Source organism: Rhodopseudomonas sp. (assembly GCF_048594845.1).
Classification (GTDB): Bacteria; Pseudomonadota; Alphaproteobacteria; order Rhizobiales; family Xanthobacteraceae; genus Rhodopseudomonas.
On the sequence record NZ_JBMDXE010000317.1, the window covers coordinates 34,207 to 54,520 of the forward strand.

Here is a 20,314-nt window from a genome sequence, read left to right on the forward strand (position 1 = left end):
GACGCCATGACTTCGGTCAGCAGCACGACATCCAGCACCGCCGCCACCACGAGCAGCGCGACCTCGTCGTCGTCCGGCACGTCGGTGACGACGTCCGGAACCTCGACCACCACCAGCGTCGATTGGGATTCGCTGATCGCCTCGGCGGTCAACGCCAAGCTCGCGGCGGCGACGTCGATCTCGACCAAGATCACCGCCAACGAAGCCAAGATCGCCGCCTATCAGACGCTGCAGACCAACCTCAGCACGCTGTCCTCCGGGCTGTCCTCGCTGGCGACCGCCGTGGTGAATTCGCTGGCCACCAACGTGTTCGCCACCCGCGCCGCGACGCTGAGTTCGACCGGCGACGTAAGCGCCTCGTCGGCGCTGTCGATGTCGGTGAAGAACGGCGCCGCGACCGGCGACCACACCCTGACGATCAGCCAGATCGCGACTGCCCACAAGGTGATGAGCGCGACGCAATCGAGCAGCACCGATGCGCTCGGCAGCAGCGGCACCATCTCGCTCGGCCTCGCCGGCGGCAGCAGCGCGGACATTTCGATCACCAGCACGATGTCGCTGCAGGACATCGTCGATGCCGTGAATGCACAGAGTTCGACCACCAACGTCGAGGCTTCGATCGTACAGGTGTCGAGTGGGTCGTATCGGATGGTGCTGACCGCGACGCAGGACGCCGCCGACATTCAGTATTCCAGCGTGTCCGGTGATGATGTTCTGAACACGCTCGGCTTCACCGACAGTTCCGGCAGCTTTTCGAACGTGCTGCAGACCGCCCAGTCCGCGGCGTTCACGCTCGACGGCATCTCGATGACGCGCGATACCAACGACATCTCCGACGTGCTGACTGGCGTGACGTTCAATCTGCTGCAGGCGACGCCGACCGGTTCCAGCATCAACATCAGCATCGGCACCGATACCAGTCAGATCAGCTCGGCGCTGCAGACCTTCGTCACCAACTACAACGCCTATCGCGACGCGGTGATCGCCCAGCAGGCGACCAATTCGGACGGGACGGCGTCCGACAGCGCGGTGCTGTTCGGCGACAGCACGATGCGGGATATCACCAGCCGGCTGGAAGCCGCGTTGAACACCACCGTCGGCGGGCTATCGATGACCGCGATCGGTCTGTCCTTCAACGAGAAGAACGAGCTCGAACTCGACACCAGCACGCTGTCCAGCATCCTGTCGACTAATCTCGCCGGTGTCACAAAGCTGTTGTCGGCGCAGACCACGACCTCGTCGAGCCAGCTTTCCGTCGTCAACACCGGCACGGCGCCGCAATCTTTCACGCTGGATCTCGCGGTGGATTCCAGCGGCAATCTCGCCAGCGCGTCGGTCAACGGCGACTCGTCGCTGTTCACGGTGAGCGGCACCACCATCATCGGGGCGGCCGGCACCGCCTATGCGGGGATGGCCTTCACCTACAGCGGCACGACAGCGCAGTCGATCACCGTGACTTCCACCTCGGGTATCGCGTCGCAGCTCTACCAGATCGCGAACAGCACCTCGTCAACCAGCGGTTCGCTGCAAACGATGATCAGCGGCCTGCAGAGCCGCGATTCCGATCTGCAGCAGAAGGTCGACGACATCACCGCGGCGGCGGCCACCTACAAGAGCCAGCTGCAGACGCAATATGCCAACTATCAGGCGGCGATCGCCAGCGCCGACAATACGCTGACCTATCTGAAAGCCCTCCTCAACGCCAGTTCGAGTAATTGATGACCCAGCATTCGATGGCCCAGCGGGCCAACCAGGCCTATCGCGGCGCCGCCGTGGCCGTGCCGCCGCTGAAGGCGGTGGTGATGCTTCACGCCGGCGCCATCACGCAGCTCCGCCGGGCGATCGAGGCGCAGGAGGCGCGCCGGTTCGAAGAGGCGCATGAATGCGTGGTGCGGGCGACCGCGATCCTGCGCGGCCTGAGCCATTATCTCGATTCCGGCCGGGGTGGCGCGCTCGCCGAGCGGCTGTTCCACACTTACAATGCGCTGGTGCTGGCCTCGCTGCGCGCGTCCGGCCGGCCTCACGCAGGCGCGAACCTGCAGCGCATCATCGACGGCATCGCCGAGCTGCGCGAAGCGTGGGAATACGTCGAGACCACGGCGCGGGCCGGCAGCTCCGACCGTCCACCGCAGCGCTGAGTAATGGGCCGAGGCCGGCACGGGCCGGAAAGCGATTTCCGGCGGGCGCCAAATGCTTTATGACGGACCTGGTGGCGCGGTGCCGATCGAATCGGAGCCGCTGCACGTCAGGATCATTCCGTTCGATGGGCCGAGGGGCCCGCCGTGCGACGACATGCCAGCCCTCTCATCGAGCGTGCGATGGATATTGCGGAGTTCGAGGACCTGATCGACCGGCTGGGGGATGATCCATCCCGTTGGCCGGATGATCAGCGCCGCGCGGCCGAGCATCTGCTCGCCGCCTCCGTGGCGGCGCAGAGCCTGCTGGATAGCGCCAGGGCGGTGCGCGAAGCGCTGGCGGGGCCGCCGGTGCGGGCTCCCGCCGGCTTGGCCGACCGCATCGTCGCGGCCGCGAAACAGACTCCCGCCGATCCGGTGGATTCGACGGGGCGTCCGCTAGATCCGTCTCCTGGCGCAAAGGTTTTTGCGCGCTGAGCGCAAAGGTCGCTGAAAATCAGATCGGATCCGAAGCAGGTGACCGACAGCCGACGCGGTGTACCCTCAGCGGCTGGCCGGCAGCTGCACGATCCAGGGCTCGTCGAACGGGTACTCTTCCAGATTGATTCCCGGGCCGCCGCGGTCAATCACCACGAAGTCCTGCGCGGCGCCGAACGGCGTCAGCACGCCGTGCCAGATATTCGGCGCGTAGCAGACGCCTTGATGTGGGGCGGTGACAAAAGCCTGCGGCGCGCCGGGCCTGCGGGCCTCATCCGGGCACACCACCACCAGAAACGGCGCGGCATTCAACGGCACGAATGCCTGGGATCCCAGCGGATGGCGCTCGACCAGGCCAAGTCGTAGCGGCAGCGGATAAGGCTGCGCCTGAACCAGTCCGACCACCACGCGCGCGCCTTCGCCGGTGACCTCAATCGCCGCGAGGTCGTGAAAACGCTGGGCCATGCCGGCATTCATCGGGCGCGGCGCGACCTGCGTGGTGTCGATCAGCGTGCCGAACGGCGCGAACGCCGCGGCGGTCAGCGGCTGCGCGGTGATGGTCCGCGGCGTCATCGGCGGAAGCCGCCGCGGCCAAGCGCCGGATGACGGTTGACGTCCTTGTACAAGAGATAGCGGAAGCGGCCGGGGCCGCCTGCGTAGCAGGCCTGCGGGCAGAAGGCACGCAGCCACATGAAGTCGCCGGCCTCGACCTCGACCCAGTCGCGGTTGAGCCGGTACACCGCTTTGCCTTCGAGCACGAACAGCCCGTGTTCCATCACATGCGTCTCTTCGAACGGGATCGAGGCGCCGGCCTGCAGCGTCACGATGTTGACGTGCATGTCATGGCGCAGATCCTCCGGCGAGACGAAGCGCGTCGTCGCCCATGCTCCGTTTGTGCCGGTCATGGCGGTCGGCTCGATCTCGGATTCGTGGGTTACGAAGGCATCGGGTGTGTCGAAGCCACGGGCGAATTCGTAGGCCTTGCGGATCCAGTGGAAGCGGACCGGCTCCCTGCCGTGGTTGCGCAGCCTCCAGCCGGCGCCGGGCGGCAGATACGCGTAGCTGCCGGCGCGCAGTTCGTGCGGCTGGCCGTCGAGATGCAGCGTCGCGGCGCCGCCGACCACGAACAGCACGCCTTCGGCCTGCGGGTCCGGCTCCGGCGCGTCACTGCCACCGCCGGGCGTTACTTCCATCAGATACTGCGTGAACGTCTCGGCGAAGCCCGACAGCGGCCGCGCCAGAATCCAGGCGCGGGTGCCGGTCCAGCCGGGCAGCAGGCTGGTGACGATGTCGCTCATCACGCCGTGCGGGATCACCGCATAGGCTTCGGTGAACACCGCGCGTCCGGTGTGCAGCGCGCTTTGCGGCGGCAGGCCGCCGCAGGCCGGATTGTAGATCGGGGCGTTCATCGGGCCTCTCCCAGTCGTTTCTTGCATTATCGTCTGTCGATCCGGCCCCGCCGTCAGGCGTGTGCTTTCACGGCGGGCGCTTCGAGGATCGCCGCGGCGTCGGTGCTGACTTCGCCATTCAGGACGCGCTTCGCCTGGGCACGGTCGATATCACCCTCCCACGCGGCGATCACCACGGTGGCCACGCAGTTGCCGACCAGATTGCCGAGCGCGCGGGCAATGCCGACGAACCAGTCGATCGACAGCACGAGAACGAGGCCGATCAGCGGAATGTCGGGCACCGCCGATAGCGTTGCCGCCAGGACGACGATTGCCGAACCGGGCACGCCATGGGCGCCCTTCGAGGTCAGCAGCGCGATGCCGAGGATGATCAGCAGATGGCCGAACGACAGCGGCGTGTCGGTGGCCTGGGCGATGAACACCGTCGCCAGGGTCAGATACAACGAGAAGGCGTCGAGATTGAACGAGTAGCCCGTCGGAATCACCAGGCCGACGGTCGAGTCTTTGATGCCGAGGCCTTCGAGCTTGCGCATCACCTGCGGCAACACGCTGTCCGACGACGCGGTGCCGGCCACCACGGTCAATTCCTCGCGCAGATAGGCGAGCAGCTTGATCAGGCTGAAGCCGGCCAGCCGCATGATGCCGCCGAGCACGCCGAACACGAACAGCGCGACGCCGGCGTAGAACAGGCCGACCAGCAGGCCGAGCTGCTTGAGCGAGCCGATGCCGTATTTGGCGACCGTGAAAGCCACCGCGCCGAGCACGCCGAGCGGCGCCAGTCTGACGATGATGCCGATGATCTTGAACAGCACCTCGGTGATCCGCTCGATGCTGTCGGCCAGCGGCTTGCCGCGCTCGCCGAGCATCGACAGGCCGGCGCCGAACAGCAGGGCGATGATCAGCACCTGCAGCACGTCGCCCTTGGCGAACGCATCAATGAAGGTGGTCGGGACCAGGCGCATTAGGAAGTCGACGAAGCCGGTGACTTCCTTGACGTGGCTGGTATAGCCATCCAGCGCCGATCCATCCAGCGTCGCCGTGTTGACGTGCATGCCGGCACCCGGCTGGAACACGTAAGCGAGGACGATACCGAGAGCGAGCGCGATCGTCGTCACCGCCTCGAAGTAGATCAGCGACTTCAATCCGACGCGGCCGACCTTCTTGAGGTCGCCGGCACCAACGATGCCGTGGACGACCACGCCGAACACCAGCGGTGCGATCGCGAACTTGATTAGTTTGATGAACAGATCGCCGAGCGGCTTCAACGCCACGCCGACCTCCGGCCACAGCGCGCCGATGACGATACCCAGCACGAGGGCAGCAACCACCTGCCCGAACAGCGACGTGAAAAACTGCCTCATCGGAATGGTCCTGGTTCTGAGCGTTGGAGCCTGCCGAACAATCACTGCTGGGTTTCTAGACGTCAAATATTTCCTATGTCTGGATTGAGAGGTTCGGAGTATGATTGCCGTTTATGGAAATCCGGCACCTCCGTTATTTCGTCGCCGTCGCGCGGCACCTCAACTTCACGGCGGCCGCCGAGAGCCTCGGCGTCGCGCAGCCACCGCTCAGCCAGCAGATCAAGGATCTGGAGGCCGAGATCGGCACGACGTTGTTCGAACGGACGACGCGGCGGGTCGCGCTGACGCGCGCCGGAGAGGACTTTCTCAAGCAGGCGCTTGCTATTCTGGCGCGGGCCGAGGATGCCGTGCAGCGCGCGCGCTCGATCGGAGCCGGCACCGCCGGGATCCTGAATCTCGGATTGACCGGATCGGTCCTGACCGGACCGCTCGGGCGCGCCATCCAGCAATTCGCCCTGAACTATCCGGACGTCGATCTGCGGATCCACGAGATGTCGCCCGACCGGCAAATCGCTGCGTTGAAGGCAGGGCAGACCGACCTGAGCTTTCTGCGCTGTCCGCCGCAGGACGTCGACATCGTCAGCGTCTTGGCTTGGATGGAGGAAGTCCGTGTCGTGCTGCCGAGGGGCCACAAGCTCGCGGCCAAAGCGGTGATGCTGGCGGATCTGCGCGATGAGAGTTTCGTGTTTCTACGTCTCGATGACTCGCTGTTCGCCAAGTACCTGTGGCAATGCTGCTTCGAGGCCGGATTCGCGCCGCGCATCACCCATCAGGTGGTCGAGTCGGCGTCGCTGACCAGCCTCGTCGCCGCCGGCCTCGGCGTCGCGATCATTCCGGAATTCGTCAGCAAGCTGGCGCATCAGGATGTGGTGTACCGGCCGCTCGGCGGCGCGCCGATCCATGCTGATGTACATGCGCTGCGAACCGCGACAGCGAATCCGCTGGTCGATCAGTTCGTCAGCCTGGTCCAGACGCTCGGTCACGCCTCCGTTTGAATGTAGAGGGACGCTGCGAGGCCGTGGTCGGGAGCTTGTCTGCCCCGGCGCCCCTCTCCTGAAGATGGTTGCGTGCTAGCTGTCGGCGCGCGCCGGATCATTCGGGGCCAGAGGGGCGATCGCCGGCGTGCTCGCGGTCAGCGCCTGGGTGTCGGCCGGCTGCCGCGCGATCGAATAGATGTCCCACGTGGCAATGAACAGCGCGGCGATCACCGGTCCGATGATGAAGCCGTTGAGGCCGAAAACTTGCAGGCCGCCGAGCGTGGAGATCAGCACCACATAGTCCGGCATGCGCGTATCCTTGCCGACCAGTACCGGGCGCAGCACGTTGTCCACCATGCCGATCACCAGCGTGCCGAAGGCGATCAGCACCACGCCCTGCCAGATCGATCCAGTGGCGATCATGTAGATCGCGACCGGCAGCCAGACCAGCCCGGCGCCGACCGCGGGCAGCAGCGACAGAAACGCCATCACCACGCCCCATAGCAGCGCGCCCTTGATGCCGAGCAGATAGAAGATCACGCCGCCGAGCGCACCCTGGATCAGCGCGATCAGCATGTTGCCCTTGACGGTGGCGCGGATCACGACGGCGAATTTGCGCAGCAGCTGGCTCTCCTGCTCGACCGGCAGCGGAATCGCGCGGCGGATGCGGCCAGCCAGCAGATCGCCGTCGCGCAGCAGGAAAAACAGCAGATAGAGCATCACGCCGAGATTGACCACGACCTCGAGCGTGCCCTGGCCGATGCCGATCGCCTGGCTGGCGATATACTGGCTGCCCTGCATCAGCCCGCTCGACAGCCGCTGCTGCAGATCGGCGAGGCTGCCGATGTTGAAGCGATCGAGGAAACCGCTGATCCAGCTGGGGGGATCGGCAATGACCTGCTTCAGATAGCGCAGGATGTCGACGTCCCCAGAGTCCACCCGCCGATACATCTGGCTGGCTTCCTGGGCCAGTGCGGCGCCGATCAGCGACAGCGGTAGCAGCACCAGCATGATGATGATCGTCAGCGTCGTCAGCGCCGCGAGGTTGCGGCGGCCATCGTACAGCTGGGCGAGGCGCCGGTTGAGCGGCGCGAAGATGATCGCCATCACCATGCCCCACAGCACCGCGCTGTAGAGCGGCAGCAGGATCCAGCCGAAGCCGATCGAAACCGCCACCAGCAGCAGAATGAAGAACGGATTCTCCGACGCGCGCATTCCCACTTGATCTCCTCGACCGTTGCGGACCTTAACGACCCAGGTCGCCATTCGCTCCGTGACGGTCTGCACAATATACGACGCCAGGTCTGGGTGGCGGGCCGGATCGCCGGGGTACAACCCCTCGCGTGGCCGCCGCAAAACCGGCGCTTCGCGCGTCACGGTAAGTCATTACATCGGGAATTGAAATGCTGGGCGGCGCAAAGGGCGCGCGGCGCGTCATCTTGCCGTCGGCCGCGTGAGCCACGGCGGCCTGTCGCTCTTGGCCTCAAGTATCTCCGTAGAGATACGAGCCGGATAATTAACCAAGCAAAAATCTCCAGATCGCAACATTCAGCTCACCAACGCCGGACGATTTCCGGGGCTGCGGGTGAACGACGTTGGTATCAACCTCGTATTACCACGGGCATCATCACGTAACTACACACCAGGCGCCGGACGTCCTCGGACGGCAGGAAGACAACCATGCTGGCAAAATTTTCAATTCGCGCGAAGATCACGACGCTCGTGGCTGCGCTCCTCATCGCCATGTCGGGACTGGGCGCCCTCGGGATATTCAAACTTCAATCGATGAATACTGCGACGATCGACATCGCCAAGAACTGGCTGCCGAGCGTCCGTATCCTCGGCGAGCTACGCTACAATGTCTTGAACTATCGGACGGCGCTCCGGAACCACATGCTCGACATGACCGCCGAAGGGAAGGCGGGCGTCGAGAAGCGCATCCTCGAGCTCGACGATCGGATCCAGAAGACGCAGCAAACCTACGAGGCGCTGATCTCTTCCCCCGAGGAGCGACAGATCTACGAGAGCTGGAAGGCTCAATGGATCGAATACAAGGCGGTGGGGGCGAAGATCATCGAAGCGTCCCGCAAGACCCTGGGGCAGGTCTCGATGGAAGGGACCGATATCCTGTTCAAGCAGGCCAATCCGCTCGGTCTGAAGATGGACGAGCTGCTGCAGAAGGATGTGGCGCTGAACGACAAGGGTGCGGACGACTCCACGGTGGTGGCGGACGCGACCTACTCGTCCGCCTTCTACATCATTCTCGCCATCCTGGCCGCCAGCATTCTGTTCGGCGTCGTCGCCAGCTTCCTGGTGATCCGCGACGTGATCGCCGGCATCGACGGCATCATCAAGCCGATGCAGTCGCTCGGACAGGGTGATTTGACCGCGGAGGTGCCGTATCGCGGCATCACCACCGAGATCGGCTCGATGGCGGATGCGCTGCAGATCTTCAAGGAAGCGCTGATCGCCAAGAAGGCCGCCGATGAAGCGGCGGCCCGCGAAGCCGAAGCGAAGATCGCGCGCGGCCAACGGGTGGATACGGCGACCCGGCAGTTCGAAAGCGCGATCAGCGAGATCGTCGCGACCGTCACCTCCGCTTCCACCGAGCTGGAAGCCTCGGCCGGCACCCTCACCGCCACGGCCGGACATGCCCAGGAATTGACCACCGCAGTTGCCGCGGCTTCGGAGGAAGCCTCCACAAACGTGCAGTCGGTGGCGTCGGCGACCGAGGAAATGTCGTCGTCGATCACCGAGATCAGCCGGCAGGTGCAGGAATCCGCCCGGATCGCCGGCGAAGCCGTCGAGCAGGCGCGGGCCACCAATGCCAGCGTCGGCGAGCTGTCGACGGCGGCAGCGCGGATCGGCGATGTGGTCGAGCTGATCAACACCATCGCGGGGCAGACCAACCTGCTGGCGCTCAACGCCACGATCGAGGCGGCGAGGGCCGGCGAGGCGGGTCGCGGCTTCGCCGTGGTGGCGTCGGAGGTGAAGGCGCTGGCCGAACAGACCGCGAAGGCCACCGGCGAGATCAGCGCGCAGATCGGCGGAATCCAGAATGCGACCGGCTCGTCCGTCAAGGCGATCCGCGAGATCGGCGAGACCATCGCCAAGATGTCCGAAATCGCCTCCACCATCGCGTCGGCGGTGGAGGAACAAGGCGCCGCCACTCAGGAGATCTCGCGCAACGTTCAGCAGGCGGCCGAAGGCACCCAGCAAGTGTCGGCCAATATCGCCGACGTACAGCGCGGCGCCACCGAGACCGGTTCGGCCTCCAATCAGGTTCTGTCCGCTGCACGGTCGCTGTCGCAGGACAGCGACAAGCTGAAGAATGAAGTCGCGAAATTCCTTGAGACCGTGCGGGCCGCCTGAGCGCTGCCGAACGTTCCATCGTCTTATCCCGCCTGCGCCGCGCGACCGGTTTCGCGCGGCGCTTTTTTGTCGGCGCGCCGCATCCGACGGATTTGCGGTTTGCCGGAAGGGCTGACAGTGTCGCGCGGAGAGCGCGCGCCGACGCGGCGCGGCGAGGTTGATCTGGAAGGACAAGCGATGAGCGACGCGGTGGTCGACGACATCGTGGCGTTGCTGCCGCCGCTGCTGCAGTCGGTCGAGACGCTCGGCTTCGTTGCGCGCTATCTGCATCCGCCTGATTTCGGCGAGGTGATGCGGATGGCGGGCTCGCCAGACGCTGATCTGCGCGCGCAGCTGCCGCGGCTGGCGAACTGGCCCGACGCCTTCGCGCATCTGCGCGGCCCGTTGCAGATCGCCGGCGATCACGTCTTGGCGTCGTTCGATGCTTTGCGTGCCGCCGAGGCCGGCGAAGGCGATCTCGTCACCGTGTTTCGCGCGCTGCGGCATCTGCCCCGCGCGATGGAAGCGCTGTATCCGCTGGCCGCGACATTGCCGCCGGTCTCCGACCTGTTTCTCGACGAACAGGCGCGCGCCGACGAGGATCTGCGCGCCCGCCTGACTCAGAAGCATCCGGACAGCGGCGTGTTTCATCACGACAACGATCCGGGCAGTCGCGGCGGCTTCTCGTTCTACGTGCCCGAGACCTACACGCCGGACCGGACCTGGCCATTGGTGGTGGCGCTGCACGGCGGCAGCGGCCATGGGCGATTGTTCCTGTGGAGCTGGCTACGCGAGGCGCGCAGCCACGGTGCCATCGTGGTAGCGCCGACCGCGCTCGGCCCGACGTGGGCACTGATGGGCGAGGATGCGGATACGCCAAACCTCGAACGAATCGTCGCCTTCGTGCGGTCGCGCTGGTCGATCGATCCGCAGCGGCTGCTACTGACCGGGCTGAGTGACGGCGGCACGTTCTGTTACGTCAGCGGGCTCGGCGCCGCGTCGCCCTTCACGCACCTGGCGCCGATCGCGGCGAGCTTTCATCCGATGATCGCCAGCATTGCCGACGCCGAGCGGCTGCGCGGGCTGCCGATCCAGATCGTGCACGGCCGGCATGACTGGATGTTTCCTGTCGAGATGGCCCGGCAGGCGCAGCAGGCGCTGGTCGTGGCCGGTGCGGATGTGACCTATCGGGAGATCGAAGATCTCAGCCACACCTATCCGCGCGAGATCAACACGGCGCTGCTCGACTGGCTGAAGTGAGCCCGGTTCACGCGCGACCAAGCCGCGGCGCCGCGGCTTTCGCCAGCTCCGTCGCTTGGCCGCGATCCGCGTAGAGTGACAGCAGCAGCGTCGCGAAGCCGGCTTGAAACAGCGCGGCGCCTGCGGCGACGTGGGTCATCTGCCAGATCACGATCGGCGCCGCGCACATCAGCGCGGGGGCGAACGAGTAGCCCAACGCCAGCACCGGCGAGGCCGGATGACCGAGCCGCCACAGTGACACGCCGAGCGCGGCCAGCGCGAGGGTGGCTTTCACCACGGCCATGAAGCGCAGGAGCAGGATCAGTTCGGGATCGGTTTGCCGGATGGCGACCGCGGTGGCGTCTGGCGGTGACGCCAGCAGCGCGACTGCGATCGCGGCAGCCACGGCGATCAGTGCGATGGCTCGGCGATAGGTCGGAGCCTGCATCTGCTGCGGAGTAACAGATGCCACTGATCGTGCCGTCGCATTGCTCATGGTCGGCGCCCTCGAGGCTAAGAGGCTGGCAACAGCCTAGCGGGTTGCAGGGGCGCGTCAAATCACAAGGCGACAACCACGCACCAAGGTCATCGCGCGGCTCGACCGGGCGACCCAGTTGTTCAGAGTGGTCGTGCTACTTCCTATCGCGCTGCAATGCGTGGCGGCGCGCTGCCAAGACAGCGCCGATTCCAGCCGAGCGCCGCGAGGCGCAAGCCACTTACTTCATCAGGAGCGTCACCAAGACCGGCACCAGCAGGGCGGTGATCAGCGCGTTGAGGCTCATGGCGATGCCGGCGAAGACGCCGGCGATGGCGTCGACCTGAAAGGCGCGGGCGGTACCGATGCCGTGGGAGGCGAGGCCGACCGCAAAGCCGCGCGCGCGGAAATCGCGGATGCCCATCGCGTTCATCAGCGGCGTGACCACGATGGCCCCCATGATGCCAGTGATGATCACCGCGACCGCCGTCAGTGACGGATCGGCGTGCAGCGACTCGCTGATCCCCATCGCGACGCCGGCCGTCACCGATTTCGGTGCCAGTGACAGCACGACGACGTCGGGCAGGCCGGCAAGCTGGGCGAGCACCACCACCGAGACGATGGCGGCGATGCAGCCGACCACCAGCGCCACGGCCATCGGCACAACTGCGGCGACCACTTGGTGGCGGTTTTCATAAAGCGGCACTGCCAGCGCGACCGTTGCCGGGCCGAGCAGGAAGTGGACGAACTGCGCGCCGCCGAAATACGTCGTGTAGGAGGTGCCGGTGACCCAAAGAAACGCACCGATGATCCACATCGCGTGCAGCACCGGATTGACCAATGGGTTGCGGCCGGACGCCTGAGACACCGCGTCAGTCGCCGCATACACCAGCAACGTCACGGTCAGCCACAGCAGCGGCGTCTGAGACAGATACACCCACAGCGAGAACGGATTGCTGCTCATCGCGAGCCCCACATCGACAGCAGCCGCGCGGTGATCAAAAACGTCAGCACGGTCGCCAGGAGCGTGATCAGCACCGAGCCGGCCAGCACCAGCGCGATGGCGATGCCATGGCTGGCGATCATGTCGAGTTGCTGGATGACGCCGACCCCCGCCGGCACGAACAGCAGCGACAGATGCGCCAGCATGCCCTTCGATGCGTTTTCCACGCCGTTGTCGCGCAGCGGCCCGATTGCCAGCCAGCCAAAGCGATCCCGCGCCAGCAAAAGCAGCAGCAGAAACAATAGCCCGACCACCGGGCCGGGCAGCGGTAGCGCGAGCGCACGCACCACCACCTCGGCGGCGAGCTGGCACAGCAGAATCAGCCCGAGACTAGCTATCATCCGACACCCCGAATTTCCGTGAGGCGAACGGATGAGCCGGTTTGCGCGGGGCTGTCAAATCACCGCCCCGCGCGCCGCAGCTGGGTGGGCGCCCGCCTCAGCCCTTCAACCGCTTGTTGCACTCGCTCCAATAGCCGCCGCCCTTCTGGATCCACTTCAGGCCGCCGGTGGTGTTGGCGGCCTTATTGGCCTTCCACTGTTCGGCGCAGGTGTGCAGCCGGGCGCGCGCCGCGGGCTCCTTGGCGAATTTCGCATCGACGGCGGTGGGGAAGGTGGCCGGCCCGGCCGGGGCCGCGGCCGGAGCTGCGGCAGCCTTCGGCTTCGCGGGAGGTTTGGCGTCGTCGGCCTTGCCCTCCGTCGATTTCGTCTCGGACGCTTTGGTCTCGGCGGTCTTGGCGTCGCTCGCGGCCGGAGCAGCTGCGGCGTCGCTGCCGCATTGCGCCTTGCGGAAATCGTTCCAGCTCTGTCCGTTCAGCGTTCCGCCGCTTTTCGCCGCCTGATACTTGGCACTGCACTCCTGCGCGGTGAGCGCATGGCCGGGCGTCGCGCTGACCAGCAACAGCAGAGCCGTTGCGGCAAGGCCGGCGGGCGCTGCAAATCGTCGTTCCGTCATGGTCCAGTCTCCTGGGGATGATGAGCGGGCAGCATCCTAGCGATGGACTGTGAGCTTACAATTGCGAACTGATTAGCTCGTGGCGATTACCGCTCGCGTGCGTCGTCGGCATGGCGGCGCGCGTGGTTCGCATTTGCCGGCGGTAATTGGATTTGCGATAAGGTCGCGTGTCAGAAAATCCTGCCCTCACCGCCCCGGGCTGGCGGTCCAAAACCATCAACGTGATCGAAACCATCGCGATCGGCACGGCCGGTGGCGGGTTGTTCTATTGGACCCAGCTTCCGGGCGGGCTGATCACCGGCGCGATGGTGGCAGTCGCGGCCGCGGGGCTCGCGGGCCGCAAGATGGGGCTGCCTCCGCCGCTCTCGCACATCGTGTTGATGGCGCTCGGCGTCTCGCTCGGTTCGATGGTGTCGCCGGCGATGATCCACAATCTGTCGTCCTATCCGCTGACGATCGGATTGCTGGCGGTCGCGACCTTCTGCGCCACCTTCGGCAGCAGCATTTATCTGCAGCGGGTCCACGGCTGGGATCGCACCTCGGCGCTACTCGCCGGCAGCCCCGGGGCGCTGTCGCAGATCATCATGCTGGCGACCGAGCGCAAGGCCAACGTGCCGGGCATCGCCGTGGTGCAGATCATGCGAGTGATCATTCTGACCAGCGCAGTGCCGCTGTTGCTGGCGGCGACAGGCATGATGGCGCACGGACCGCTGCCGTCGCGCGGCCCAGAGGCGACGCCGCTGGTTCTGATCGAGCTCTGCGTGGTGGCGATCGGCGCGTCGCTGCTGCTGCGGCTGATCAACTTCCCGGCGAGCTGGATGTTCGGCGCGATGCTCGGCTCCTCGGTGCTGCACGGCTCCGGGCTGGTCGAAGGAACGCTGCCGCAATGGGCCTATCTGCCGGCGCTGGTCGGGATCGGCACCCTGATCGGCTCGCGCTTCGGGGCGATCAAGCTGCGCACCATCCTCAGCTATCTGGGCGCCGCGCTCGGCTCGTTCGCGGTGGCGATCGCGATTTCGACGGTGTTCGTGGTGGCCATCATCCTGACCACGCCGGTGCGGCTGGCCGACCTCGTAGTGGCGTTTTCACCGGGCGCGATGGACGCCATGATGGCGCTTGCCCTGACGCTGCACATCGATCCGGTGTTCGTCGGCGCGCATCATCTGTCACGCTTCATCTACGTGTCGATCGTGACGCCAGGGATCGTGCATTGGTTCGGACGCAGCCCGGACGATCTCGACGATTGAGATTGCGCCGTCAGCGCCGCATCCGGACGATGCCCCAGCCGGCAAGTGCCGCCAGCGCCAGCGATACCAGCACGTTGTAGCCGGCGAGCGAGAGGCCGAGGAAGCGCCACTGCACCTCGTCGCAGCGCACGACTTTCACCTTGTCGAGCTGGTCGAGTAGACTGCCGGCCTTGCCGAGATCGAGCACCGGCCCGCTGCAGTCGGTCGGGCCGGCCCAGAATTTCCACTCGACGCCTGCATGATAGGCGCCGAGACCGGCATTGCCGAGCGCCAGCAGCGCCACGACGGCGAGGCCTGACAGCAGCAGCGAACCCGGTGCCTCGCGCCACGCCGCGAAGGCCAGCAGCGCTGCGAGCGGGATCCCCACATAATACGCGTAGCGCTGCTCCAGGCAGAGCGGGCAGGGCTGCAGGTCCAGCGCGAGCTGGAAATACCAGGCGGCACCGAGCGCCGCGGCGGCGATCACCGCGTAAGTGAGCGCGACGTTCTGGGCGATGCGCGCGCCGCGCGCCAGCCGGGCGCCGATGCGGGATTGTTCGACGAGATTGGCCGTCACGGTGATCTCCGGATCTGCCGCGTCGTATCGCGCAGCCGCGGCGCTGTCGAGACGGCCGCCGATCAAACCGCGGTGTAGGCGCCGCGCTCGGCCCGCCGGGTTGACCCGGACTCCCCGGCCGCTATAGTCCCGGCCGCTTCGCTGCCGGCTCGTCCGGCGGCGCGGGCCCCTGTGGCGGAACTGGTAGACGCGCTCGACTCAAAATCGAGTTCCGCAAGGAGTGCTGGTTCGATCCCGGCCAGGGGCACCATTCGGCTCTGTTCGTCTTGCCGGCCTCTGGCTTTATCGAGCTTTCTGTCCCAATCGGCTCAGAAGCCCCCCGCCAGTCTCCGGCAGGTCTTTTCCAGGCGCTCCTTGAACTCGTTCATCTGATCGTTGAGCTGATCGAGCTCGTCGTCGGTCAGATCGGCAAACACCACATCGTTGACCGAGCATTCGTCCACCGTCATCGCAGCAATCTGCTTGGTGGCCTTGTCGGACAGCGACAGCTTCACGACCCGCGCGTCGGTCGGATCGGTCAGCCGCCGCACCAGCCCCTTCTTCTCGAGCAGCTTGGTCTGAGTGGTGATGAACGACGGGTCGACGTGAAGGGCCCGCGCGACATGGCGGACCGAAACGCCGTCCGCTTCGTCGAGGCCCTTGATGGTCATCATGATCGAGACCTGCGGTCCGGTGATACCGAGGTCTTTGGCGAAGAAGGTCCGGATTTCGTCGAGGAAGATGTGGATGCTGGCAATCGTCGCGGTGAAGCGCCGTGCTGTTTCCGGCTGTACCGACGACCGCGAAGGTACAGGGCTGAGCTTGGTCTTCTCTCGCATCCCGATTCCGGCGCTCCATGTGCGAATGAGAGGTAATGTATTCTACACGGTTGAGTGGATTAGGTAATGGGCAAAACTGCGGCGCTTGTTGCCTTGCAGTGCGTCATTTGCCGCTTGCCGGGACGCTCACTTCAGCCCGTTCCAGACAACCACTCGTTCTGTATCGCGAGGCCATCGGCGGGACTGTCGAGCCCCGCCTTCGCTGCGTTGCGGCATCTGTATTGCGAAGGATAAATTCCTTGCGGCGCGCGCAAGCGCTGACGGGCGGGCGTGTGTTGCGCGTGTTGCGCAAATACCACGCTAACTACAAATCAGATCAGTGAGTTCATAAACGAATTTGCTCAGGTGATAAAATCAATCATGATCTTTCCGTGACGGGTGGGGCAAAACACGAATCGTCCCGTCACGTGCGCCGCGCATCGAGGCCGGCGGACATCGAAGTACCAGGGCCGACCTCAGGCATCGACCTGCAGGCCCTTCCACTTTGTAGACCTGGAGGGTCGTATGAAAACCATCAAGTTTCTGGCCCTGAGTTCGGCCGCGGCGGTGATCGCCGTTGGGAGCGCTCAGGCCGCCGATCTGCCGCTGAAGGCCAAGGCCGTTGAGTACGTCAAGGTCTGCTCGATCTACGGGGCGGGCTTCTACTACATCCCGGGTACCGACACCTGCATCAAGCTCGGCGGCTATACCCGCGCCGACGCGACGCTCTACGGCTCCGGCGCCTACAACGCCCCCGCCTGGAACGGCAACGCGGGCCAGAAGAACCGCCTCGCCAACAACTTCATCTTCCGGTCGCGCCAGGATCTCAACATCGACACCCGCACCGCGACCGAATACGGCGTGGTCCGCACGTACTTCGATGCGACCTTCAACTGGACCTCGGGTGACGGCGTCGCCGGTGGTACGCTCGGCGTTTACTATGCCTTCGTGCAGTTCGCCGGCTTCACCTTCGGTAAGGCGGTGTCGCAGTTCGATACGCCCTGGACCGGCTACCCGGGCAACAACACGTCCTTCCTGATCGGCGGTTATGATGACGTCACCGGCATCAACCAGATCTCGTACACCGCGCAGTTCGGCAACGGCGTGTCGGCCGCGATCTCGCTGGAAGATCCGTCGTCCTACCTGCAGTCTGGCCTGTACAACACCAGCAATCCGGGCCTGACGGCTGCTCAGATCAACGCCGCCTATCCGGCTGGCGTGTTCGGCACCAACTCCTACGCCGGCGTCGCTGTTCCGGATATCGTCGGTCAGGTGCGCGTCGACCAGGCCTGGGGCCTGTTCCAGGTGTCGGCCGCGGCGCATCAGCTGCGCGCCAGCTACTACACGCCGTCGCTCGAGACCTCGGGTCACCCGAGCGACACGTGGGGCTACGCCGTCCAGGCCGCCCTGTCGATTAAGAACCTGCCGACCGGCCCCGGCGACAGCTTCAACATCACCGCCACCTACTCGAACGGCGCGACCCGTTACGTCATCGGCGGCGTCGGCCCGAACTCGTTCGCGATCTACGGCAACTCCGGCCTCGCCGGCGTGTATCAGAGCATTGCTTTCGCCAGCGCGCCGGACGGTGTGTTCGGCGGCCTGAACAACGTCGTCGGGACCAACATCGAGAAGACGACCGCCTGGGGCGTGCGTGGTGCGTTCAACCACAACTGGAACCCCTACTGGTCGAGCTCGCTGTTCGGATCGTACAGCGCGGTGGACTTCAACTCGAACGCTACGGCTCTGATCTCGACGGCTTACGGCACGCCGTACAATCCGAACTTCCGGATTGCGCAGATCGGCACCGTCACCCGCTGGACTCCCGTCAAGAACCTGACGCTGTCGGGCGAAGTCATGTACACCTACCTCGATCAGGCCAACAGCGGCCTCGTCGTCCTGACGGCGCCGGGCGCCACCAAGCCGGCGGGCGCGACCTACGAGTACAAGGACCAGGGCGTCTGGAGCGGCAACCTCCGCGTTCAGCGCACGTTCTGATCCTCGTCCCCGAGACGAAATCAGTCAGACAGCCATCGAACCCCGGCGGGCAACCGCCGGGGTTTTCGTTTGCATTCGCGCGATCGATGCGAGTTGTCCGACGGAAGTCGCGCCGCGAGGTGATGATCGGGTGGCGGGCTGATTGGTAACGATGTGCAGACGACGTGCCACGACCTCGAAACCACGCGTGTGTACGGCGTGCATCGCTGCGAGGAAATGTCAGATCCGAACGCCTCGTGAACAATAGATGAGTAAATCACCTATTGAACTCAACGGAAATGATCATATACTTGTTCATGCGCGGCGTGCTCTCGCCGAGCCTGAGCGAAGGAGATCGCTACGACTTCTTTCCTTCTGTAATACCTCCAAGAAACCTCCGGCAATGCCCTGCCGGAGGTTTTCGAGTTTCTGAGGGTCCAAGATCGCCTCGCTTGGCGTCCTTGAAGAGATTTCGCCTCGAGCCGGCGCTCAAGCTGAGCAGCCTTGCGACGGCGGAATGTCTGCGTCTGCCGAACCGGCCCCTCGTGGTGCACGCATCCATGAGCCTCCGACGTGGCCAAGAGAGCGTGACAAATCAATGTCCTAGCGGTCCGCGAGCGGCAGCCGCCCGATGGCCTCGGCAAACGATTCGACACGCTTCTCAAGAACGCTTTGGCGTCTTCGCCGATGGTTGCATGGCTCTTTTCGGCGAACCGATTAGACGAATCGGATCAACCACTTCAGCGGGCGGTCCGCCCGCGATCAGAAAGCGCCGTGATGGTCCTCGACAGCTCTCGCGTCCTTGCTCCCCACCTCCGTGCGAAGATCATGACGGCGGCCGATGCGGCGGCCCAGATTCCGTCCGGCGCTCATGTCGGGATGAGCGGCTTCACCGGCGCCGGCTATCCCAAGCTGCTGCCGCTGGCGCTCGCCGAACGCATCAACGCACATCACGCGCGGGGTCAGAAATTCAAGGTCAGCGTCTGGACCGGCGCCTCCACGGCGCCGGAGCTGGACGGCGCACTCGCCAAGGTCGACGGCATCGAGATGCGGTTGCCGTATCAGTCCGATCCGACCTGCCGCAAACGCATCAATTCCGGCCGGATGGAATACATCGACATCCATCTGTCGCATGTCGCCCAGCACGTCTGGTTCGGTTTCCTCGGCAAGCTCGACATCGCCATCGTCGAGGTCGCGGGCATTCGCGAGGACGGCAGCCTGATCCCGTCGTCGTCGATCGGCAACAACAAGACCTGGCTCGACCTCGCCGACAAGGTGATCCTCGAGGTGAACTCCTGGCAGGACATCCGCCTCGAAGGCATGCACGACGTGTATTACGGCACGCAGCTGCCGCCGCATCGCAAGCCGATTCCGATCGTCGCCTCGGGCGACCGCATCGGCGAGCAATATCTGCGCTGCGATCCGTCCAAGATCGTCGCGATCGTCGAGACCAATCTGCCGGACCGCAACTCCGCATTCTCGGCACCCGACGAGGCGTCGCAGGCGATCGCCGGCCATATTCTCGAATTCCTCGGTCACGAGGTGAAGAAGGGCCGTCTGCCGCCGAACCTGCTGCCGCTGCAGTCCGGTGTCGGCAATGTCGCCAACGCGGTGATGGCCGGACTCGAAGAGGGCCCGTTCGAAAACCTCACCGCATACACCGAGGTGCTGCAGGACGGCATGCTGCAGCTCCTGCGCAAGGGCAAGCTGACCCACGCGTCGGCCACCGCGCTGTCGCTGTCGCCCGAAGGCTACGACGAATTCCTGCGCAATCTCGACTTCTACCGCGAGCGCATCGTGCTGCGGCCGCAGGAAATCTCCAACCATCCCGAGGTGATCCGCCGGCTCGGTGTGATCGCGATGAACGGACTGATCGAGGCCGACATCTACGGCAACGTCAATTCGACCCACATCACCGGCACCAGCATCATGAACGGCATCGGCGGCTCGGGCGATTTCGCCCGCAACAGCTTCCTGTCGTTCTTCATGACGCCGTCGGCCGCCAAGGGCGGCAAGATCTCGTGCATCGTGCCGATGGCCTCGCATGTCGACCACACCGAGCACGACGTGCAGGTGATTGTCACCGAGCAGGGCCTCGCCGATCTGCGTGGTCTGTCGCCGAAAGCCCGCGCCAAGGTCATCATCGAAAACTGCGCGCACCCCACCTTCAAGCCGGCGCTGAAGGAATACTACAAGCGCGCGCTGGAATACTCGCCCGGGCTCCACACCCCGCACATCCTCGACGAGGCGCTGACCTTCCTGCCGAACTGGATGGCCAACAAGGCGGCGCGAGAAGCCTGGCGCGAGGACGCGGTGGTGCAGGCGGATGTATGGCGGTGAAAGCGCTGACCTGACAACT

Annotated in this window: 19 protein-coding genes and 1 tRNA gene; 10 read left to right on the forward strand and 10 right to left on the reverse strand. The window is 65.2% G+C overall.

Features of this window, described 5'->3' with window-relative positions; translation table 11 throughout:
• Nucleotides 1-6 precede the first annotated feature (6 nt).
• The 3 genes from fliD (at nucleotide 7) to ACOJTD_RS21095 (ending at nucleotide 2,612) form a co-directional block, all read left to right on the forward strand.
• Nucleotides 7-1,719, forward strand: coding sequence for a flagellar filament capping protein FliD (gene fliD / locus ACOJTD_RS21085; protein ID WP_420134814.1), 1,713 nt, complete (start codon nucleotides 7-9; stop codon nucleotides 1,717-1,719).
• Nucleotides 1,719-2,138, forward strand: a complete 420-nt coding sequence (gene fliS, locus ACOJTD_RS21090; RefSeq protein WP_420134815.1) for a flagellar export chaperone FliS — start codon at nucleotides 1,719-1,721, stop codon at nucleotides 2,136-2,138. The genes fliD and fliS overlap by 1 nt, the downstream gene beginning before the upstream one ends.
• Before the next feature lie 180 nt (nucleotides 2,139-2,318).
• Nucleotides 2,319-2,612 carry a hypothetical protein gene (locus tag ACOJTD_RS21095; RefSeq protein WP_420134816.1) on the forward strand — a complete coding sequence of 98 codons (294 nt, stop codon included), beginning with the start codon at nucleotides 2,319-2,321 and terminating at the stop codon, nucleotides 2,610-2,612.
• Nucleotides 2,613-2,678: 66 nt separating this feature from the next.
• Here the strand turns inward: ACOJTD_RS21095 and ACOJTD_RS21100 are convergent, their stop codons facing one another.
• The 3 genes from ACOJTD_RS21100 to ACOJTD_RS21110 are packed head-to-tail and all read right to left on the reverse strand — an operon-like array spanning nucleotide 2,679 to nucleotide 5,382.
• A complete protein-coding gene (locus ACOJTD_RS21100) occupies nucleotides 2,679-3,185 on the reverse strand; it encodes an ureidoglycolate lyase (RefSeq protein ID WP_420134817.1) in 507 nt (168 codons plus the stop codon).
• Nucleotides 3,182-4,021, reverse strand: coding sequence for a bifunctional allantoicase/(S)-ureidoglycine aminohydrolase (locus ACOJTD_RS21105; protein WP_420134818.1), 840 nt, complete (start codon nucleotides 4,019-4,021; stop codon nucleotides 3,182-3,184). The genes ACOJTD_RS21100 and ACOJTD_RS21105 overlap by 4 nt, the downstream gene beginning before the upstream one ends.
• Before the next feature lie 53 nt (nucleotides 4,022-4,074).
• Complete coding sequence (locus ACOJTD_RS21110; RefSeq protein WP_420134819.1) at nucleotides 4,075-5,382, reverse strand: dicarboxylate/amino acid:cation symporter; 1,308 nt, start codon at nucleotides 5,380-5,382, stop codon at nucleotides 4,075-4,077.
• 113 nt (nucleotides 5,383-5,495) lie between these two features.
• Here ACOJTD_RS21110 and ACOJTD_RS21115 point away from each other — a divergent pair, with 113 nt between their 5' ends.
• Nucleotides 5,496-6,377 (forward strand): LysR family transcriptional regulator, encoded by an 882-nt coding sequence (locus ACOJTD_RS21115; RefSeq protein WP_420134820.1) that lies wholly within the window; start codon nucleotides 5,496-5,498, stop codon nucleotides 6,375-6,377.
• A 75-nt stretch (nucleotides 6,378-6,452) separates the two neighbouring features.
• Here the strand turns inward: ACOJTD_RS21115 and ACOJTD_RS21120 are convergent, their stop codons facing one another.
• Entirely contained in the window at nucleotides 6,453-7,574 is a 1,122-nt protein-coding gene (locus ACOJTD_RS21120) for an AI-2E family transporter (protein ID WP_420134821.1), read from the reverse strand.
• A 465-nt stretch (nucleotides 7,575-8,039) separates the two neighbouring features.
• Between ACOJTD_RS21120 and ACOJTD_RS21125 the strand changes: the two genes are divergently transcribed.
• Nucleotides 8,040-9,731 carry a methyl-accepting chemotaxis protein gene (locus ACOJTD_RS21125; RefSeq protein ID WP_420134822.1) on the forward strand — a complete coding sequence of 564 codons (1,692 nt, stop codon included), beginning with the start codon at nucleotides 8,040-8,042 and terminating at the stop codon, nucleotides 9,729-9,731.
• Nucleotides 9,732-9,908: 177 nt separating this feature from the next.
• Nucleotides 9,909-10,970: a phospholipase gene (locus ACOJTD_RS21130; RefSeq protein WP_420134823.1), complete on the forward strand. Its 1,062-nt coding sequence runs from the start codon at nucleotides 9,909-9,911 to the stop codon at nucleotides 10,968-10,970.
• A 7-nt stretch (nucleotides 10,971-10,977) separates the two neighbouring features.
• Here the strand turns inward: ACOJTD_RS21130 and ACOJTD_RS21135 are convergent, their stop codons facing one another.
• From ACOJTD_RS21135 to ACOJTD_RS21150, 4 genes are all read right to left on the reverse strand, one after another.
• On the reverse strand, nucleotides 10,978-11,421 hold the full coding sequence (locus tag ACOJTD_RS21135; RefSeq protein ID WP_420134824.1) for a hypothetical protein: 444 nt from the start codon (nucleotides 11,419-11,421) through the stop codon (nucleotides 10,978-10,980).
• A 244-nt stretch (nucleotides 11,422-11,665) separates the two neighbouring features.
• Nucleotides 11,666-12,388: an LrgB family protein gene (locus tag ACOJTD_RS21140; protein WP_420134825.1), complete on the reverse strand. Its 723-nt coding sequence runs from the start codon at nucleotides 12,386-12,388 to the stop codon at nucleotides 11,666-11,668.
• Nucleotides 12,385-12,768, reverse strand: a complete 384-nt coding sequence (locus tag ACOJTD_RS21145) for a CidA/LrgA family protein (RefSeq protein WP_420134826.1) — start codon at nucleotides 12,766-12,768, stop codon at nucleotides 12,385-12,387. Before ACOJTD_RS21145 ends, ACOJTD_RS21140 begins: the two co-directional genes overlap by 4 nt.
• Nucleotides 12,769-12,865: 97 nt before the next feature.
• A complete protein-coding gene (locus ACOJTD_RS21150) occupies nucleotides 12,866-13,381 on the reverse strand; it encodes a hypothetical protein (RefSeq protein WP_420134827.1) in 516 nt (171 codons plus the stop codon).
• A gap of 167 nt (nucleotides 13,382-13,548) precedes the next feature.
• On the opposite strand from ACOJTD_RS21150, the gene ACOJTD_RS21155 reads away from it, so the two are divergent.
• On the forward strand, nucleotides 13,549-14,628 hold the full coding sequence (locus tag ACOJTD_RS21155; protein ID WP_420134828.1) for an AbrB family transcriptional regulator: 1,080 nt from the start codon (nucleotides 13,549-13,551) through the stop codon (nucleotides 14,626-14,628).
• Between the two features lie 10 nt (nucleotides 14,629-14,638).
• Here ACOJTD_RS21155 and ACOJTD_RS21160 read toward each other — a convergent pair whose 3' ends face one another.
• On the reverse strand, nucleotides 14,639-15,184 hold the full coding sequence (locus tag ACOJTD_RS21160) for a disulfide bond formation protein B (RefSeq protein ID WP_420134829.1): 546 nt from the start codon (nucleotides 15,182-15,184) through the stop codon (nucleotides 14,639-14,641).
• Between the two features lie 165 nt (nucleotides 15,185-15,349).
• Between ACOJTD_RS21160 and ACOJTD_RS21165 the strand changes: the two genes are divergently transcribed.
• Nucleotides 15,350-15,434, forward strand: a tRNA-Leu gene (locus tag ACOJTD_RS21165).
• Between the two features lie 58 nt (nucleotides 15,435-15,492).
• Here ACOJTD_RS21165 and ACOJTD_RS21170 read toward each other — a convergent pair.
• Nucleotides 15,493-16,002 (reverse strand): MarR family winged helix-turn-helix transcriptional regulator, encoded by a 510-nt coding sequence (locus ACOJTD_RS21170; protein ID WP_420134830.1) that lies wholly within the window; start codon nucleotides 16,000-16,002, stop codon nucleotides 15,493-15,495.
• Between the two features lie 504 nt (nucleotides 16,003-16,506).
• Between ACOJTD_RS21170 and ACOJTD_RS21175 the strand changes: the two genes are divergently transcribed.
• Both ACOJTD_RS21175 and ACOJTD_RS21180 read left to right on the forward strand, forming a co-directional pair.
• Nucleotides 16,507-17,976, forward strand: a complete 1,470-nt coding sequence (locus tag ACOJTD_RS21175; protein ID WP_420134831.1) for a porin — start codon at nucleotides 16,507-16,509, stop codon at nucleotides 17,974-17,976.
• 756 nt (nucleotides 17,977-18,732) lie between these two features.
• Nucleotides 18,733-20,295, forward strand: coding sequence for an acetyl-CoA hydrolase/transferase family protein (locus ACOJTD_RS21180; protein WP_420134832.1), 1,563 nt, complete (start codon nucleotides 18,733-18,735; stop codon nucleotides 20,293-20,295).
• Nucleotides 20,296-20,314: the final 19 nt, after the last annotated feature.

Coding starts and splice junctions, on each gene's coding strand:
- fliD (WP_420134814.1), top strand. CDS start 7: ATGACTTCGGTCAGCAGCACGACATCCAGCACCGCCGCCACCACGAGC.
- fliS (WP_420134815.1), top strand. CDS start 1,719: ATGACCCAGCATTCGATGGCCCAGCGGGCCAACCAGGCCTATCGCGGC.
- ACOJTD_RS21095 (WP_420134816.1), top strand. CDS start 2,319: ATGGATATTGCGGAGTTCGAGGACCTGATCGACCGGCTGGGGGATGAT.
- ACOJTD_RS21100 (WP_420134817.1), bottom strand. CDS start 3,185: ATGACGCCGCGGACCATCACCGCGCAGCCGCTGACCGCCGCGGCGTTC.
- ACOJTD_RS21105 (WP_420134818.1), bottom strand. CDS start 4,021: ATGAACGCCCCGATCTACAATCCGGCCTGCGGCGGCCTGCCGCCGCAA.
- ACOJTD_RS21110 (WP_420134819.1), bottom strand. CDS start 5,382: ATGAGGCAGTTTTTCACGTCGCTGTTCGGGCAGGTGGTTGCTGCCCTC.
- ACOJTD_RS21115 (WP_420134820.1), top strand. CDS start 5,496: ATGGAAATCCGGCACCTCCGTTATTTCGTCGCCGTCGCGCGGCACCTC.
- ACOJTD_RS21120 (WP_420134821.1), bottom strand. CDS start 7,574: ATGCGCGCGTCGGAGAATCCGTTCTTCATTCTGCTGCTGGTGGCGGTT.
- ACOJTD_RS21125 (WP_420134822.1), top strand. CDS start 8,040: ATGCTGGCAAAATTTTCAATTCGCGCGAAGATCACGACGCTCGTGGCT.
- ACOJTD_RS21130 (WP_420134823.1), top strand. CDS start 9,909: ATGAGCGACGCGGTGGTCGACGACATCGTGGCGTTGCTGCCGCCGCTG.
- ACOJTD_RS21140 (WP_420134825.1), bottom strand. CDS start 12,388: ATGAGCAGCAATCCGTTCTCGCTGTGGGTGTATCTGTCTCAGACGCCG.
- ACOJTD_RS21145 (WP_420134826.1), bottom strand. CDS start 12,768: ATGATAGCTAGTCTCGGGCTGATTCTGCTGTGCCAGCTCGCCGCCGAG.
- ACOJTD_RS21150 (WP_420134827.1), bottom strand. CDS start 13,381: ATGACGGAACGACGATTTGCAGCGCCCGCCGGCCTTGCCGCAACGGCT.
- ACOJTD_RS21170 (WP_420134830.1), bottom strand. CDS start 16,002: ATGCGAGAGAAGACCAAGCTCAGCCCTGTACCTTCGCGGTCGTCGGTA.
- ACOJTD_RS21175 (WP_420134831.1), top strand. CDS start 16,507: ATGAAAACCATCAAGTTTCTGGCCCTGAGTTCGGCCGCGGCGGTGATC.
- ACOJTD_RS21180 (WP_420134832.1), top strand. CDS start 18,733: ATGGTCCTCGACAGCTCTCGCGTCCTTGCTCCCCACCTCCGTGCGAAG.